This window comes from Streptomyces sp. NPDC005803 (assembly GCF_040630435.1).
Classification (GTDB): Bacteria; Actinomycetota; Actinomycetes; order Streptomycetales; family Streptomycetaceae; genus Streptomyces.
This window is the reverse complement of sequence record NZ_JBEXXO010000008.1, coordinates 13,571-29,383: the sequence shown is the minus strand read 5'-3', so window position 1 is coordinate 29,383 and position 15,813 is coordinate 13,571. Positions and strand designations below refer to the sequence as shown.

At 71.1% G+C, this 15,813-nt stretch carries 15 protein-coding genes; 9 read left to right on the top strand and 6 right to left on the bottom strand.

Going from position 1 to position 15,813, the window contains the following annotated elements:
- The first annotated feature begins 475 nt into the window (after nt 1-475).
- Complete coding sequence (locus tag ABZ454_RS13505; RefSeq protein WP_359537851.1) at nt 476-2,410, top strand: DEAD/DEAH box helicase; 1,935 nt, start codon at nt 476-478, stop codon at nt 2,408-2,410.
- A gap of 134 nt (nt 2,411-2,544) precedes the next feature.
- Nucleotides 2,545-3,408, top strand: a complete 864-nt coding sequence (locus ABZ454_RS13500) for an alpha/beta hydrolase (RefSeq protein WP_359537849.1) — start codon at nt 2,545-2,547, stop codon at nt 3,406-3,408.
- 42 nt (nt 3,409-3,450) lie between these two features.
- Here the strand turns inward: ABZ454_RS13500 and ABZ454_RS13495 are convergent, their stop codons facing one another.
- The gene (locus ABZ454_RS13495) at nt 3,451-4,338 is read right to left on the bottom strand and encodes an NYN domain-containing protein (RefSeq protein ID WP_356324309.1); all 888 of its coding nucleotides are present in this window, start codon (nt 4,336-4,338) and stop codon (nt 3,451-3,453) included.
- Between the two features lie 221 nt (nt 4,339-4,559).
- On the opposite strand from ABZ454_RS13495, the gene ABZ454_RS13490 reads away from it, so the two are divergent.
- Nucleotides 4,560-4,712: a hypothetical protein gene (locus ABZ454_RS13490; RefSeq protein ID WP_177328023.1), complete on the top strand. Its 153-nt coding sequence runs from the start codon at nt 4,560-4,562 to the stop codon at nt 4,710-4,712.
- A gap of 95 nt (nt 4,713-4,807) precedes the next feature.
- Here the strand turns inward: ABZ454_RS13490 and ABZ454_RS13485 are convergent, their stop codons facing one another.
- The 3 genes from ABZ454_RS13485 to ABZ454_RS13475 all read right to left on the bottom strand — a co-directional run bounded on the left by ABZ454_RS13485 (nt 4,808) and on the right by ABZ454_RS13475 (nt 7,261).
- On the bottom strand, nt 4,808-5,413 hold the full coding sequence (locus ABZ454_RS13485) for a MarC family protein (protein ID WP_356324320.1): 606 nt from the start codon (nt 5,411-5,413) through the stop codon (nt 4,808-4,810).
- Nucleotides 5,414-5,592: 179 nt separating this feature from the next.
- On the bottom strand, nt 5,593-6,459 hold the full coding sequence (locus ABZ454_RS13480) for a PHP domain-containing protein (protein ID WP_359537846.1): 867 nt from the start codon (nt 6,457-6,459) through the stop codon (nt 5,593-5,595).
- 157 nt (nt 6,460-6,616) lie between these two features.
- Nucleotides 6,617-7,261: a DUF6758 family protein gene (locus ABZ454_RS13475; protein ID WP_356324305.1), complete on the bottom strand. Its 645-nt coding sequence runs from the start codon at nt 7,259-7,261 to the stop codon at nt 6,617-6,619.
- Nucleotides 7,262-7,418: 157 nt separating this feature from the next.
- Here ABZ454_RS13475 and ABZ454_RS13470 point away from each other — a divergent pair, with 157 nt between their 5' ends.
- A complete protein-coding gene (locus ABZ454_RS13470; protein WP_359537844.1) occupies nt 7,419-8,651 on the top strand; it encodes an MFS transporter in 1,233 nt (410 codons plus the stop codon).
- A 129-nt stretch (nt 8,652-8,780) separates the two neighbouring features.
- Here ABZ454_RS13470 and ABZ454_RS13465 read toward each other — a convergent pair whose 3' ends face one another.
- The gene (locus ABZ454_RS13465) at nt 8,781-9,365 is read right to left on the bottom strand and encodes a suppressor of fused domain protein (RefSeq protein WP_356324299.1); all 585 of its coding nucleotides are present in this window, start codon (nt 9,363-9,365) and stop codon (nt 8,781-8,783) included.
- Nucleotides 9,366-9,775: 410 nt separating this feature from the next.
- On the opposite strand from ABZ454_RS13465, the gene ABZ454_RS13460 reads away from it, so the two are divergent.
- Together ABZ454_RS13460 and ABZ454_RS13455 are read left to right on the top strand one after the other, a co-directional pair.
- Nucleotides 9,776-10,897: a magnesium and cobalt transport protein CorA gene (locus ABZ454_RS13460; RefSeq protein WP_356324297.1), complete on the top strand. Its 1,122-nt coding sequence runs from the start codon at nt 9,776-9,778 to the stop codon at nt 10,895-10,897.
- A gap of 32 nt (nt 10,898-10,929) precedes the next feature.
- Nucleotides 10,930-11,448: a hypothetical protein gene (locus tag ABZ454_RS13455; RefSeq protein WP_356324295.1), complete on the top strand. Its 519-nt coding sequence runs from the start codon at nt 10,930-10,932 to the stop codon at nt 11,446-11,448.
- Nucleotides 11,449-11,664: 216 nt separating this feature from the next.
- On the opposite strand, the gene ABZ454_RS13450 is transcribed toward ABZ454_RS13455, so the two are convergent.
- On the bottom strand, nt 11,665-12,435 hold the full coding sequence (locus tag ABZ454_RS13450) for a hypothetical protein (protein ID WP_359537842.1): 771 nt from the start codon (nt 12,433-12,435) through the stop codon (nt 11,665-11,667).
- 207 nt (nt 12,436-12,642) lie between these two features.
- Between ABZ454_RS13450 and ABZ454_RS13445 the strand changes: the two genes are divergently transcribed.
- From ABZ454_RS13445 to ABZ454_RS13435, 3 genes are read left to right on the top strand one after another with little or no spacing between them, the layout of a single operon-like run.
- Nucleotides 12,643-13,917, top strand: coding sequence for a CBS domain-containing protein (locus ABZ454_RS13445; protein WP_356324290.1), 1,275 nt, complete (start codon nt 12,643-12,645; stop codon nt 13,915-13,917).
- A complete protein-coding gene (locus tag ABZ454_RS13440; RefSeq protein ID WP_356324289.1) occupies nt 13,907-14,461 on the top strand; it encodes a DUF1003 domain-containing protein in 555 nt (184 codons plus the stop codon). The genes ABZ454_RS13445 and ABZ454_RS13440 overlap by 11 nt, the downstream gene beginning before the upstream one ends.
- A 44-nt stretch (nt 14,462-14,505) precedes the next feature.
- Entirely contained in the window at nt 14,506-15,639 is a 1,134-nt protein-coding gene (locus ABZ454_RS13435) for an Mrp/NBP35 family ATP-binding protein (RefSeq protein ID WP_356324288.1), read from the top strand.
- The last annotated feature ends 174 nt before the right edge of the window (nt 15,640-15,813 follow it).

The window sequence follows — 15,813 nt, the reverse complement described above, 5'->3', positions numbered from 1 at the left end:
GAAGCGCAGAATAGCCCGCCCGCCGGGGGGTGGACGGGTCCGGCCGCCGAGCGACGTCACACCGTTCCGATGAATTCGCCCAACACAGATGCGCGAATCCGGGGTACAGTGGTAATGCGCCTACTGAGCATTTTGCAACTGCTCGTTGCGCGAAATTGAATGAGGATGCCCGGTCGGAGGCCCGATCGGCTCCGACCCGACAGCCCTCCACGCGGTGTGTACGACACGTGCGACCGCAGATGAGGGGCCCCCTCAGCGGCACGAGCGCTCGAGCGACAGCAGTGGTCCCGCGCCACCCGGCCCATCCACGGCCGGATGACCAACCCCGGCACGGTACGACCCCCTTCGTTCGCCTCGGACCGCGTTTCACAGAAGAGGCAGCACCCTGACTACGTTCCGAGACCTCGGGATCCTTTCCGAGACGGCCGAAGCCCTTGAGGCCGTCGGCATCACGTCCCCCTTCCCCATCCAGGAGATGACGCTCCCCGTAGCGCTCTCCGGCTCCGACGTCATCGGGCAGGCCAAGACCGGCACGGGCAAGACGCTCGGCTTCGGCCTGCCGCTGCTGGAGCGCGTCACCGTCCTCGCGGACGTCGAGGCGGGCCGGGCCCAGCCCGAGAAGCTGACCGACGCCCCGCAGGCGCTGATCGTCGTCCCCACCCGCGAGCTCTGCCAGCAGGTCACCAACGACCTGCAGACCGCCGGCAAGGTGCGTAACGTCCGCGTGCTCGCCATCTACGGCGGCCGGGCGTACGAGCCCCAGGTCGAGGCCCTCAAGAAGGGCGTCGACGTGATCGTCGGCACCCCGGGCCGACTGCTCGACCTGGCGGGCCAGCGCAAGCTCGACCTGTCGCAGGTCCGCGCCCTCGTCCTGGACGAGGCCGACGAGATGCTGGACCTGGGCTTCCTGCCCGACGTCGAGCGCATCATCACGATGCTGCCCGCGAAGCGCCAGACGATGCTGTTCTCGGCGACCATGCCGGGCGCGGTCATCAGCCTCGCGCGCCGCTACATGTCGCAGCCGACGCACATCAACGCCACGTCACCCGACGACGAGGGCACGACCGTCAAGAACACCGCGCAGTACGTCTACCGCGCGCACAACATGGACAAGCCCGAGATGGTCTCGCGCATCCTGCAGGCCAACGGCCGCGGACTCGCGATGATCTTCTGCCGCACCAAGCGCACCGCGGCCGACATCGCCGAGCAGCTGGAGAAGCGCGGCTTCGCCTCCGGCGCCGTCCACGGCGACCTCGGCCAGGGCGCCCGCGAGCAGGCGCTGCGCGCCTTCCGCAACGGCAAGGTCGACGTGCTCGTGTGCACCGACGTCGCGGCCCGCGGTATCGATGTCGAGGGTGTCACCCACGTCATCAACTACCAGTCGCCCGAGGACGAGAAGACCTATCTGCACCGGATCGGCCGGACCGGCCGTGCGGGCGCCAAGGGCATCGCGATCACGCTGGTCGACTGGGACGACATCCCGCGCTGGCAGCTGATCAACAAGGCGCTGGACCTGAAGTTCCCGGACCCGCCCGAGACGTACTCCACCTCCCCGCACCTGTACGAGGAGCTCGACATCCCGGCCGGCACCAAGGGTGTCCTGCCGCGCACCGAGCGGACCCGTGCCGGCCTGCGGGCCGAGGAGATCGAGGACCTCGGTGAGACGGGCGGCCGCGGCCGCAAGTCCGCCCCCGCCTCGGCCCCCGCGGTCCAGGAGGAGCGTCCCCCGCGCACGCCGCGTCAGCGTCGTCGCACCCGGGGCGGTTCGAGCGCGGAGGAGGGCGCCGTGACGGTGCCCGCACCGGCCACGGAGGCCGTCGAGGCGCCCGTGGCGACGGACGGCCCGTCCGAGCCGCGCACCCCGCGCCGTCGCCGTCGCAGCCGTGTCGGCGCCGCGGACATCGCCGCCGCGGACATCGCCGCCGAGACCGCGGTCGCCGTGGCGGAGGCTCCGGCCGTGGTCGTCGACGCCGAGCCCGAGGCCGAGCCGAAGAAGCGCACCCGGACCAGGGCGGCCAAGGTCACGGCCGAGGTCGTCGTCGACGTCGCGCCCGAGGCCGAGCCGGTGGCCGAGGAGAAGCCGCGTCGCCGCCGCGCCGCCCGGGTCGCCAAGCCGGCGACGGAGGAGGCCGACTTCCAGACCGCTCCCGTGGCCGCGCCCGCGGCCGAGGCGCAGACGGTCACCAAGCCCCGCCGCCGTGCCCGGGTGATCAAGCCCGCCGAGGACGAGGTCGACTTCCAGATCGCGCCGATCGCCGAGCCCCAGCAGGACTCCCGGCCGCGCCGCCGCCCCCGTGCGGCCGCGAAGCCGAAGACGGAGGTCGTGGTGGAGACGCCGGTCGCCGAGGGCGAGGCCAAGCCGCGCCGGCGCCGGGCCCCGCGCGCCGCTGCCGCGAAGTCCGAGGGCTGAGCGCACCTGGTGTGAGCACTGCCGGACGGGCCCGAGTCATCGACTCGGGCCCGTCCGGCGTTCCACGCCACGCCGCCCCGTCCACCAGGGCGGGTGCGGTCATCCGCCCCTGCCCACGGCCGTAACCTCGTCCCATGAGCAGGCCACCCACCTTCACCCCGCCCCCCTGCGCCCGTTCCCGTGCCTTGCACACCGGACGCGGGGACTTCGCCGTGCTGGACGCCGTGCCGCGTACGCCGCCCCGGGGCACCGTCCTGATGCTGCCCGGCTACACGGGCAGCAAGGAGGACTTCATCGCGCTGCTGCAACCGCTCGCCGACGCCGGCTACCGCGCCGTCACGGTCGACGGGCGCGGTCAGTACGAGAGTGACGGGACGGACCACCAAGAGGCTTACGCGCAGGGCGAGTTGGCCCGTGACGTGCTGGCGCAGGCGGCCGCGCTCGGTCTCGGCGACGGCGCGGTCGACCTGCTGGGCCACTCGCTCGGGGGGCAGATCGCCCGCGCCGCCGTGCTCATGGACCCCGCACCGTTCCGTTCGCTCACCCTGATGTCCTCCGGGCCCGCCGAGGTCGTCGAGGCCCAGCAGGTCAAGCTGAAGATCCTCGGTGACGCGCTCGCCACGATGAGCATGGACGACGTCTGGGCCGCCATGCGCGCCTTCGACCCGCCGGCCGAGGCGGAGACGGACGGCGAGGACCTGCGGCGGCGCTGGCTGCGCCACCGCCCCGCGCAACTGATCGCCACCGGGCGGCAGCTGGCCGCCGAACCGGACCGGGTGGCCGAGCTCGCCGCCACGGGACTGCCGGTACACGTGATCTCCGGCGAGCGCGACGACGTCTGGCCGGTGCCGCTGCTGGACACCATGGCGGTGCGCCTCGGCGCCCGCCGGACCCGGATCGAGGGCGCCGAGCACTCCCCCAACACGGACCGGCCGGGGCCGACGGCGGCCGCGCTCGTCTCGTTCTGGGACGGCCTGCGGGCCTGGGACGGCCCCTGAGCGCAGGAGAGGGCGCGGCGGCACCCGCGGGGGCGGCCGACGTCAGTACTGCGCCTGGAGGTGCTGCCAGAAGCCGTCACGCAGGGCCCGGCGCAGAGGGGCGTGGCCGCGCAGCGAGTGCTGGAGCAGCCGCTCGGCCTCGACCAGCAGGTCCTGGTCGACGGAGCCCGGCAGATACGGGTGCCCGGGCAGCAGGTCGGCCAGTGATTCACGGCCGCGCTCGGAGAGCCAGGTGGCGGCGATCTGGGCCCCGACGAAGCGGACGTCCTCGCGCGAGGGCGCGGGGGTGTCCTCCTCGTAGGTGGTGACGGGGCGTCTGGTCACGTAGGGGCGGCAGAAGTCGAGATCGAAGGTCCGCTGGCTGTCGACCTCCCAGAGCAGCGGTTCGGCCTGGTTGCGCCCTTCCGCGGCCTCGATGCCCCAGAGGTGGACCCGGGCCCCGTACCCCTGCGCGGCCTCGACGGCCGACACCAGGTCCTCGTCGCCGCCGACCAGCGCGGCGTCGCTGATGGCGCGGTGGCGGGCGAGGGATTCGAGGTCGGTGCGGATCAGTGAGTCGACGCCCTTCTGCTGGTTGTTGGCGTTGAGGTTGCCGAGCCTCACCTTGACGTCGGGGAGTTCGGCGATGGACTGCTGCTCGACGGTGTGGATCCGGCGCCGTGCCCCGTCGTACCAGTACACGCGCAGCAGTCTGCTGTCCGCGAAGATGGTGCGGGCCTTGTCGATGAACGCCTCGATCAGCCCTTCGGCGTCGAGGTCGAAGGAGCGCCGGTCCTCGGTGCCGGTGACGAGCAGCCCGGCCGCGGCGTACACATAGCCCGCGTCCACGAAGATCGCGTGGGTCGACGGGGTCTTCGACACCTCGGCGAGCACCCGCTGGAGCAGTTCGTTGACGCGGTCCAGACGATCGGCGGTCTCTGCCTCGTTCATGCGGGCCTCGTCGTGGGAACCCTCGTCATGGCGTGCTCGGTTACCTGCTGGTACTTAGACATCCAAAAAATTTCCTTAGCGTAGGGAATGATTGCAGGGAGCAAGCCGTTGTACATCCCGTGGGGCGCGGGACAGAGATGCCTGTGCTCCTCATCCTTGCGGACGGGCCACCCGTCCTCCCAGTAGTTCTCCAGCAGGAGGATCAGACGAAGGGAAGCCATATGCGCTTCGAGATCATGCGACTCGACGATGTCGACGGTACCGCCGTGGACAGCACCGTCGTGGACGCCGCCTCCGTCAACCGGATCGTGCAGCAGGCCGCGGCGATCGGCCAGCGCATCTATATCCGCCCGGCCGAGACCTCGGCTTCGTAACACCTTTGCGGGACGTAATGAAGACGCCGGCGTAAAAGACGAAGCGCCCCCGTACGGATGGTCCGTGCGGGGGCGCTGTGGTGTCCAGGGCCCGGTCAGGCGTTCTGGATGACCTGGGTGACGCCGTTGATGATCTGCTGGACGGCGATGGCCGACAGCATCATGCCGGCCAGCCTGGTGACCAGCACGACGCCGCCGTCCTTGATGACGCGGATGATCAGCAGCGAGTAGCGCATGGTCAGCCAGAGCACGACGTGCATGACGATGATGGCCGTCCAGACCGATATCTGGCTGCCGACGGTGTCGGCGTGCTGCACCGCGAGGATCACCGAGACGATCGCACCGGGGCCGGCGAGCAGCGGCATGCCGAGGGGGACGAGAGCCACGTTGACGTCCTTGGTCTGCGTCGGCTCGTCGGTCTTGCCGGTCAGCAGATCGAGCGCGATCAGCAGCAGGAGCAGTCCGCCCGCGATCATCAGCGCGGGGACGGAGACGTGCAGGTAGTCCAGGATCTGCTGGCCGAGCACCCCGAAGACGGCGATGACGCCGAAGGCGACGGCGACCGCCTGCAGCGCCATCTTGCGCTGCATCCTGGCGGGACGGCCCGCGGTGAGGGCGAGGAAGATCGGGGTGATTCCGGGCGGATCCATAATCACGAAAAGGGTGAGAAAAAGGGATCCGAAGACAGCGACGTCGAACACAGTGAGCCTTGCGAGGAGAGAGCGGGCATGCGGCAGGAAGGAGCGCACCGCCGCCCTGCCGGACCAGCTGCGACGCACGGTGCGACGACAGCGGCGGCGGGCCGGTGCGCGGGGGTGGGAAAAGAGGCGTCACGCGGACGCGCGGTGGCGCGAGCGTGGTGGGGGTGGCGCGTGGGCCGTTACGGGACGGCCGGTCCGCCGGCCCCCGGAACCGGGAAGGCTCCCGTGGCGCGCCGGGTGATCTCGCCGTAGATCTCAGGGTCGGTGGTGTACTCGCCGAGCGCCACGGTCTTGCGGCTGCCGTGGTAGTCGCTGGACCCGGTCGTGAGCAGGCCGAGCTCGCGGGCGAGCCCGCGCAGCCGGGCCCGGGTGGGCTCGTCGTGGTCCATGTGGTCGACCTCGATGCCGTCCAGTCCCGCGGCGGCGAGCTTCGCGATCGACGCCTCGGAGACCGTCTCGCCGCGTTTGACGGCGGCCGGGTGGGCGAGGACGGTGACGCCTCCGGCGGCCTTGACCAGCCGGATCGCGTCGAAGGGATCGAGTTCGTGCTTCTCGGCGTACGCGCGTCCGCCGTCGGCGAGCCACTCGGGCGTGAAGGCGTCGGAGACGGTCGCCACGACGCCGAGCTCCACCAGTGCGGTCGCGACGTGCGGCCGCCCGACCGAGCCGTCCCCGGCGATCCGCGCGACCTGCTCCCACTCGACCGGCACGCCCAGCTCCCGGAGCTTGCGCACCATGGCCCGCGCGCGCGGCACCCGGTCGTCACGCACCAGCTCGCGCTCACGCGCCAGCTCGGGCTCGTCGGGGTCGAAGAGGTACGCCAGCATGTGCAGCCCCACCCCGTCGATGCGGCAGGAGAGCTCGGCGCCGGTGACCAGGGTGAGGCCCTCGGGGAGGGCGGCCTTCGCCTCGGCGTGACCGCGGACGGTGTCGTGGTCGGTGAGAGCGACGACGTCGAGCCCGGCGGCGGCCGCGTTGCGCACCAGCTCGGCGGGGGTGTCCGTGCCGTCCGACGCTGTGGAGTGGGTGTGCAGGTCGATGCGCACGACACATACTCCAGTGCTCGCAGCCGGGTGGGGGACGCTCAAGGATAACCGGCGCGCGGACGCGTTCCGGCCGGTCGGGGGCCGGTCCAGCGGCGGGCGGTTCCCCCGTCCCCCGCAGAAGCCGGTCCTCCGGCGAACCGTCCCTCTCCGGCCCCGCTCAGGGGCCCGTCAGCAGCCGGGGCGTCAGGGCGCCGCAGGGCACCAGGTCGACCTCTCCCCCGGCGTCGCGCAGGTCGGTCAGCACCAGCTCGTCGTACATCAGGAGTCCCGACTGCTCGGGCCAGACGATCGCCCAGAGCCAGAGACCACGTGCCTCACCGGCGAAGACCGCCCGGTCGGCGGGGGCGTCCTTCACGTGCCAGAGCGGGGTCGGGCGGCCGGCGGCGAGCACCTTGACGTCCGGCGGCCCGTCGACCTGCAGGAGCGGGCCCGGGTCCGGGCCGTCGATCCCGGCGTACCGCGCCCCGAGCCCCACGCCGAGTTCCTCGGCGACGAGCAGCAGCTCACCGATGCCCCCGAGCGGCCCCGGTCCGGAACAGGCGACGGCGGTGGCCCGGCCGCCGCTGCGGTCGTCGCCCGCGGCCGCGACGCCGGTGAACAGCCAGCCGACCGGCAGCGGCCAGGGCATCCACACGGGCACCTGCGCGCGGTGCACGACCACCCCGAGTCCCTCGACGCTGGGCGGGATGACCGGCTGCATCGGGTGGACGCTGCCGTGCGCGTCACACTGCCAGGTCTCGGCAAAGAGACCGGGCGCCCTGACCCGGCCTCCGCACTTCGGGCAACTGGGTTCGCCCCTCATAGGGACCAACGGTCCTCCCCGGCCGTCGCCGCGTCAAGGACGATCACCCTTCCGCAGCGTGGCTCCGACCAGCGAATTTAGATGTAACTTGCACTTATTAGGCACGCTAACTTATTCTGTGGACAACACACCGGTCTAGTGGAGAGCGAGAAGTCCCATGCAGGGAGAGGATCCGTTCGAACAGGGGACGGCGAGCATCCTGCGCCAGCCGAAGGCCGTATGGGCCACAGCGGGCGCTTCCGTCGTCGCGTTCATGGGAATCGGCCTGGTGGACCCGATACTCCCGTCCATCGCGAAGGGCCTGGAGGCGACGCCGAGCCAGGTGTCCCTGCTGTTCACCTCGTACTTCCTGATCACGGCCGTCGCGATGCTCGTCACCGGCTTCGTCTCCAGCCGTATCGGCGGGCGCAAGACGCTGCTGGCCGGTCTGGCGCTCGTCGTGGTCTTCGCCGCGCTCTCCGGCACCTCGTCCTCCGTCGCGGAGCTCGTCGGCTTCCGGGCCGGCTGGGGCCTGGGCAACGCGCTCTTCGTCTCGACGGCGCTCGCCGTGATCGTGGGCGCCGCGGCGGGCGGCAGTTCGGCGGCGATCCTGCTGTACGAATCGGCGCTCGGCCTCGGCATGGCCTGCGGGCCCCTGCTCGGGGCGCTGCTCGGTGACGCCAGCTGGCGCTACCCGTTCTTCGGCACGGCGGCGCTGATGGCGATCGGCTTCGTCTGCATCACGGCGTTCCTCAGGGAACAGCCCCGGCCGGCCCGCAAGACCTCCCTGCTCGACCCGCTCAGGGCACTCGGCCACCGCGGACTCGCCTCCGTCGCGACCTCGGCGTTCTTCTACAACTACGCGTTCTTCACGATCCTGGCGTTCACGCCGTTCGTGCTGAACATGACCCCGTACAAGTCCGGCGCCGTCTTCTTCGCCTGGGGCCTGCTGCTGGCGGTCTTCTCGGTGCTCGTCGCGCCGCGCCTGCAGAAGCGCTTCGGCTCGCTCAAGGTGGTCGGCGCCTCACTGGTGCTGCTCGCCGCGGACCTGGTGATCCTCGGGTACGGCGACCACACGACGGCGATCGTCTGCACCATCGTCTCCGGCGCCTTCATCGGCATGAACAACACCGTCTACACGGAGCTGGCGCTCGGGGTCTCGGACGCGCCGCGCCCGGTGGCCAGCGCGGGCTACAACTTCGTCCGCTGGTTCGCGGCCGCCGCCGCGCCGTACCTGGCCCCGAAGATCGAGGAGTGGAGCGACATCCACATCCCGTTCGTGGTCGCCGCCGCCGCCGCTGTCGTCGGTGCGGTCGTCGTCTGGGTCCGGCGCTCGGCGCTGACGCACGAGGCCGAGGAACTGGAGCCGAAGCACGCGACCGAGGACGGCGTCACGGTCTTCGCCAACTGACCGCCCACGCCGCCCGCGCCGCCCCGCCCACGGCTCCAGGCCGTTCGGCGGGGCCTTCGTGTTCCGTTCGTCCCAGGCCAGGGCGACCGTCCCAGACCCCGGCGACCGTCTGAGTCCAGGGCGACCGTCTCAGTCCAGGGCGACCGAGGCGCGTAGCGGATCGCGCAGATCCGTTCCGTGCGACAGCCACCGCTCCTGGAGTTCCTGCCCGCCCCGGACCCGCTTCCAGGCCGCCTCGTTGTGCGTCATCGGCAGCAGCGGCAGGAACCGCACCGGCTCCATGGGAGCGTCCAGCTCCAGGTCCTCCACCAGTCCCCCGGACTCGGCGACCAGTACGGAGCTGAACGGCGCCCCGGGCCACAGGGGTTCGCCCACGTCCAAAGAGGCGCCCGGTGCCACGATCACCCCCTCCACCTGCGGCGAGGCGGCCAGCACGGCGAGCTTGCGGAGCACCTGGTCGGTGTCGGCGAGGCCGGCCCGTACCGAGAGGACCAGTTCGGCGCGCGGCCCCTTGACCGGGTCGGCGAGCGTGGCGGTCGGATCGGCCATCGGCTGGGCGGACATGCCGAGCGTGGCGTACCTCACCACATCGCCGTCGATGAATCGGAGTACCTCGATCCGGTCCGTCCCGAGAAACGTCACTGCTGCGCGTGCGTCCGGTTCACCCAGGGCCGTCCGCAGACGTGCCTCGACCAGAGCAAGAATTTCTGCCATGTCGCGAGCATAGGACGCGTATGGAACGGGCAAAGTAAGGGATTGACCCTGTACCGGCTGCTAGCCTGGGGTGCCGGTCGGGACAGCACGCAGAAGCGTCGCTCTCAAGTCCCGACGAAACGTCATCCCCCACGGGGGACCGACCGGAGGAGGTGGGGCTGCGGTGGATCCAAGTCGACCGTGCAGTACCAACCGCTCTTCCGCTCGACACCTTTCTTCTGTGATCTGACGCCTTTTCGGCCCAGGCCCCTGGCATTTCGCACGACGGAAGAGCACTCCCTTTTTGCCTGTCTGTAGCGAACGCCGTCGTCGTGCCTCCGCGGTGCCGCCCGCTTTGCGGACGTGAGCCCACGTCCCCATTCCGGGCTGTTCCACGCCTGCGCCGGCGGCCCTCCGTGAAGGAGCCAGCCATGTCGATGATCCGTGACCTGCGCGCCGTGGTGCGCCCGTCCCTGCGCAAGACCAACACCCTGCACAACGGTTACGACGCCACGCGCGACCCGTCCGCGTCCAGCGCGGTCGTCGACTGCGCGGTCTACCGCGACGGCCACCGCATCGCCGAGGTGGACGGCACCTGCCGCACGCCGCACGAGGCGATGCTGCGCGTACGGGAGAAGGGCGGCTTCGCCTGGATCGGCCTCCATGAGCCCACCGAGGAGGAGTTCGCGGGGATCGCCCGGGAGTTCGGGCTGCACCCCCTCGCCGTGGAGGACGCCGTCCACGCCCACCAGCGGCCGAAGCTGGAGCGGTACGACGACACGCTGTTCACCGTCTTCAAGACGATCCACTACGTCGAGCACGCCGAGCTGACCGCGACCAGCGAGGTCGTCGAGACCGGCGAGGTGATGTGCTTCACCGGCCGGGACTTCGTCATCACCGTGCGGCACGGCGGCCACGGCTCGCTGCGCGCGCTGCGCCACCGGCTCCAGGACGACCCCGAGCTGCTCGCCAAGGGCCCGTCCGCGGTCCTGCACTCCATCGCCGACCATGTCGTCGACGGGTACATCGGGGTGGCCGCCGCGGTGCAGGACGACATCGACGAGGTGGAGATCGAGGTCTTCTCCACCCCGGACAAGGGCAGCCCGCGCGGCTCGGACGCCGGCCGGATCTACCAGCTCAAGCGCGAGGTGCTGGAGTTCAAGCGGGCCGTCTCACCGCTGCTGCGCCCGATGCAGCTGCTCAGCGAGCGGCCGATGCGGCTGATCGACCCGGACATCCAGAAGTACTTCCGGGACGTCGCCGACCACCTGGTGCGGGTGCAGGAGGAGGTCATCGGCTTCGACGAACTGCTGAACTCGATCCTCCAGGCCAACCTGGCGCAGGCGACCGTCGCGCAGAACGAGGACATGCGCAAGATCACGTCCTGGGCGGCCATCATCGCCGTACCGACGATGATCTGCGGCGTCTACGGCATGAACTTCAAGCACATGCCGGAGCTCCGCTGGACGTACGGCTACCCGATGGTGCTGGGGTTCATCGGCGTGGTCTGCTTCTCCATCCACCGCATGCTCAAGCGCAACGGCTGGCTCTGACGCCCCGTGCCGCACCCTCTAGGCTCTGCCCCATGACTGCTGCTGACACGCTGCTCGGGCCGGCCCTCGTCGAGGAGGCCACCAAGAAGTCGGGCCTCATCTGGGTGCGCGGCACCGGCCCCGCGCGGGCGCTGTGGCACGTGTGGCACGAGGGTGCGGCGCATCTCGTCGGGGACGGCCCGGGCGAGCAGCCGCTCCCGGCCGGTCTCACCGACGGCGCCACCGCGGAGGTGACCGTCCGCAGCAAGGACAAGGGCGGCCGTCTCGTCGCCTGGTCGGCCTCGGTGGCGGAGCTCGCCCCGCGCTCCGAGGAGTGGGAGGCCGCGGTCGCCGAACTGAAGGGCAAGCGGCTCAACGCGCCGGACGCCGAAGTGATGCCCGAGCGGTGGGCGCGCGAGTGCCGGATCGTACGGCTGACGCCGCTCGACTTCCGTACGGAACTGCCCGACACCTCGGGGGCGGCGGCTCCGCTGCCCACCACCGCGACCACGCGGCTGCCGGTGCCGGCCGGGCTGCCGCGGCTGCTGAAGCGCTCCCTGCGCAAGTCGTAGCCCGGTCCGCACGAGCGGGCCCTCCCGCGGCGTCGCGGGCCGCAGGCAGCCGCTAGTGCCGCGGCAGCCAGGGTTCGCCCCGTCGCGACGCCATGCACGCACTCTCGCCGCACCGGCCGAAAGTCCAAGTACGTCCAGTACGAGGACTTCCGGCCGGCACGCCGAGAGCACGCACCTGACGCCGCTCCTACCGGGCAAACCTTGACTGACGCGGCACTAGGAGGCCGCCGAGGACTTCGGCAGCTGCTGCCCGTAGTCGACCGTCTCGTCCTCGGGCGGGGCCGCCAGCGCGAAGTCCTTGCCCCAGTCGGCGAGCGTCACGACGCCCGCGCCGCCGCCACGGGCGAAGCTCAGCGGATACGGGACGCCCTCCAGGGACACGTCGAGCGCGCCGCCCTCGCCCGTGCCGCCCAGGATCCGGATGGTGCGCACACCGCCCACCTCGTCACGATCGCCCTTGGCGACCTTGCCGTGCAGCGTGAGCAGCCCGTCGAGCAGCACCTTCTTGTCCGTGAAGCCGCGCAGCTGGTTGTACGTGGGGTCGTCCTCGGGGACCTTCACGTACTTGTCCTCCAGCTTGTCGGCGGCGGCTCCGCCCGCGTCGCCCGATTCGCCGGCGTCGTCGTGGTCCCAGAAGCCGGCGTCGGCCTTGAGGTAGAGCTCGTCACCGATCCGCAGCAGCTCGAAGGTGCTGTTCTTCGAGGTGACGGAGCCCGCGCCGCCCTTGTCCTTGAGCTTCATGTCGATCTTGTACGTGCCGCCCTTGCTGACCAGCGTGCCGGCCAGCCGGACCGCGTCGGCGGAGTCCGCCGCCGCCTGCGCCTTCTTCTCGATCTCCGGCGCCGTCAGTCTGCCGACGCCGTTGGTCCCCTCGTCCGGATCCTCACCCGCACACGCGGTCAGGGCCGCGGTCAGCCCGGCGCAGAGCACGAGGGCGAGGGAGGCGGTCCGGCGGCGGGCCCGGACGGACGGGACGGAAGAGGTCACAGGCGCACTGCCTCTCATCTGCATGGCGGGGGTGGCAGACGGCAGCGTACCCGTGCGGCCTACGTCTTCCGGCCCAGAGCCGTACGGACGGCTCGCCGGGGCGTCCCCCAGCGGTAAGAGCTAGCCTGATCACGTCATCAGGGTGCGACAACTGTCGGAACAGACCGGACGCGTCAGAGTGTCCGGGGCGAGCGAGGAGGCGCAGGCATGGCACCAGGCACGCCCCGCGTCTTCGTCTCGCACCTGTCCGGCGTGCCGGTCTTCGATCCCAACGGCGACCAGGTGGGGCGCGTCCGCGACCTGGTCGCGATGCTGCGCGTCGGCGGCCGGCCGCCCCGGCTGCTCGGGATCGTCGTCGAGGTGGTGAGCCGGCGGCGGATCTTCGTGCCGATGACCCGGGTGACGGGCATCGAGTCGGGGCAGGTCATCACCACCGGCGTGGTCAACATGCGGCGCTTCGAACAGCGGCCGACCGAACGTCTGGTGCTCGGCGAGTTCCTCGACCGGCGGGTCAGTCTGGTGGAGACCGGCGAGGAGGTCACCATCCTGGACGTGGCCATCCAGCAGCTGCCGGCCCGCCGCGACTGGGAGATCGACAAGTACTTCGTCCGCAAGGGCAGGGGCGGGGCGCTGCGCCGCAAGGGCGAGACCCTGACCGTCGAGTGGTCGGCGGTGAAGGGCTTCTCGCTGGAGGAGCACGGGCAGGGCGCGGAGTCCCTCGTGGCCACCTTCGAGAAGCTGCGCCCCACCGATGTGGCCAACGCCCTCCACCACCTCTCCCCGAAGCGCCGGGCGGAGGTCGCCGCCGCCCTGGACGACGACCGGCTCGCCGACGTCCTGGAGGAGCTGCCGGAGGACGACCAGGTCGAGATCATCGGCAAGCTCCATCAGGAGCGCGCGGCCGACGTCCTGGAGGCGATGGACCCCGATGACGCGGCCGACCTGCTCTCCGAGCTGCCGGAGGAGGACAAGGAGCGGCTGCTGACGCTGATGCGTCCGGACGACGCGGCCGACGTGCGGCGCCTCATGTCGTACGAGGAGCGGACCGCGGGCGGTCTGATGACCACCGAGCCGATCATCCTGCGTCCGGACGCGACGGTGGCCGACGCGCTCGCCCGGGTGCGCCAGTCGGACCTGTCCCCGGCGCTCGCCGCACAGGTCTACGTGTGCCGGTCGCCGGACGAGACGCCCACGGGCAAGTACCTGGGCACGGTGCACTTCCAGCGGCTGCTGCGCGACCCGCCGTTCACCCTGGTCAGTTCGCTCGTCGACAGCGACCTGGTGGCGCTGACGCCGCAGACCCCGCTGTCGGTGGTGACCAGCTATCTGGCGGCGTACAACATGGTCTCGGTCCCCGTGGTGGACGAGAGCGGCTCGTTGCTGGGCGCGGTGACGGTCGACGACGTCCTGGACCACCTGCTGCCGGACGACTGGCGCGAGACCGACTTCCACGGGCGCGAGGGGGTGCCCGGTGACCGGTGAGGACCGCTCCAGGGCGTCGAACGGCTCCACGGCGCTGACCCGCGGCCCCCGCGCCCGGCTCGATCTGCCGAAGGCCCCGCGCCGACGGCTGCTGCCGGAGTACGACCCCGAGGCGTTCGGCCGGTTCTCGGAGCGGATCGCGCGTTTCCTGGGGACCGGGCGGTTCATCGTCTGGATGACGCTGATCATCATCCTGTGGGTGGTGTGGAACATCTTCGCGCCCGAGGGCCTGCGGTTCGACGAGTACCCGTTCATCTTCCTGACCCTGATGCTCTCGCTCCAGGCCTCGTACGCGGCCCCGCTGATCCTGCTCGCACAGAACCGGCAGGACGACCGCGACCGGGTCACCCACGAGCAGGACCGCAAGCAGAACGAGCGCTCCATCGCCGACACCGAGTACCTGACCAGGGAGATCGCCGCCCTGCGGATGGGCCTCGGGGAGGTCGCCACCCGCGACTGGATCCGCTCCGAACTGGAGGACCTGGTGAAGGACCTGGACGAGCGGCGGGCCCTGCACTCCGCCGAGAGTGACGAAGACCGCTGACGAGGTTACCCGCGCGTACCGGCGAGCGCCGTAACATCGTCCGTATGGCTACGGAAGACGCGGTGCTTGAGGCACTGGCGACAGTGAACGACCCGGAGATCCACCGTCCGATCACCGAACTCGGCATGGTGAAATCGGTCGAGATCGATCCTGACGGTGTGGTCGCTGTCACGGTGTACCTCACCGTCTCCGGCTGCCCGATGCGCGAAACGATCACCAAGAACGTGACGGACGCGGTCGCCCGCGTCGAGGGCGTGTCACGGGTCGAGGTCACGCTCGACGTCATGAGCGACGAGCAGCGCAAGGACCTCGCGGCCTCGCTGCGCGGCGGCACGGCGGAGCGCGAGGTGCCCTTCGCCAAGCCCGGCTCGCTGACCCGCGTGTACGCGGTCGCCTCCGGCAAGGGCGGCGTCGGCAAGTCCTCGGTGACGGTGAACCTCGCGGCGGCGATGGCGGCCGACGGACTCAAGGTCGGCGTCGTGGACGCGGACATCTACGGGCACAGCGTGCCCCGGATGCTCGGCGCGGACGGCAAGCCCACCCAGGTCGAGAACATGATCATGCCGCCGTCCGCGCACGGCGTGAAGGTCATCTCCATCGGCATGTTCACCCCGGGCAACGCCCCGGTGGTGTGGCGCGGCCCGATGCTGCACCGCGCACTCCAGCAGTTCCTCGCCGATGTGTACTGGGGCGACCTGGACGTCCTGCTGCTCGACCTGCCGCCGGGCACGGGTGACATCGCGATCTCGGTGGCGCAGCTGGTGCCGAACGCGGAGATCCTGGTCGTCACGACCCCGCAGCAGGCCGCGGCCGAGGTGGCCGAGCGGGCCGGTTCGATCGCCGTCCAGACCCACCAGAAGATCGTCGGCGTCGTCGAGAACATGTCGGGCATGCCGTGCCCGCACTGCGACGAGATGGTCGACGTGTTCGGCTCCGGCGGTGGCGCACGGGTGGCCGAGGGACTGACGAGGACGGTCGGCGCGGAGGTGCCGGTGCTGGGCTCCATCCCGATCGACGTGCGGCTGCGCGAGGGCGGCGACGAGGGCAAGCCCGTCGTGCTGTCCGACCCCGACTCCCCGGCCGGCAAGGCCCTGCGCTCCATCGCGGACAAGCTGGGCGGCCGTCAGCGCGGCCTGTCCGGCATGTCCCTGGGCATCACCCCGCGCAACAAGTTCTGACGCGACCACAAGGCGCCGGAGGCCGACGGCCTCCGGCGCCTTGTGCGTACGCCCGCCGGGGAACGCCGGGCCGTCAGGACGGTGTCCCGTACATCCGGCCCGTGTCCCGTTCGAGCGCCTCGTGGCCGGCCGTCAGGCCCTCCGGCCGCGGAGAGGACCTCGCGGTCCGCCGGA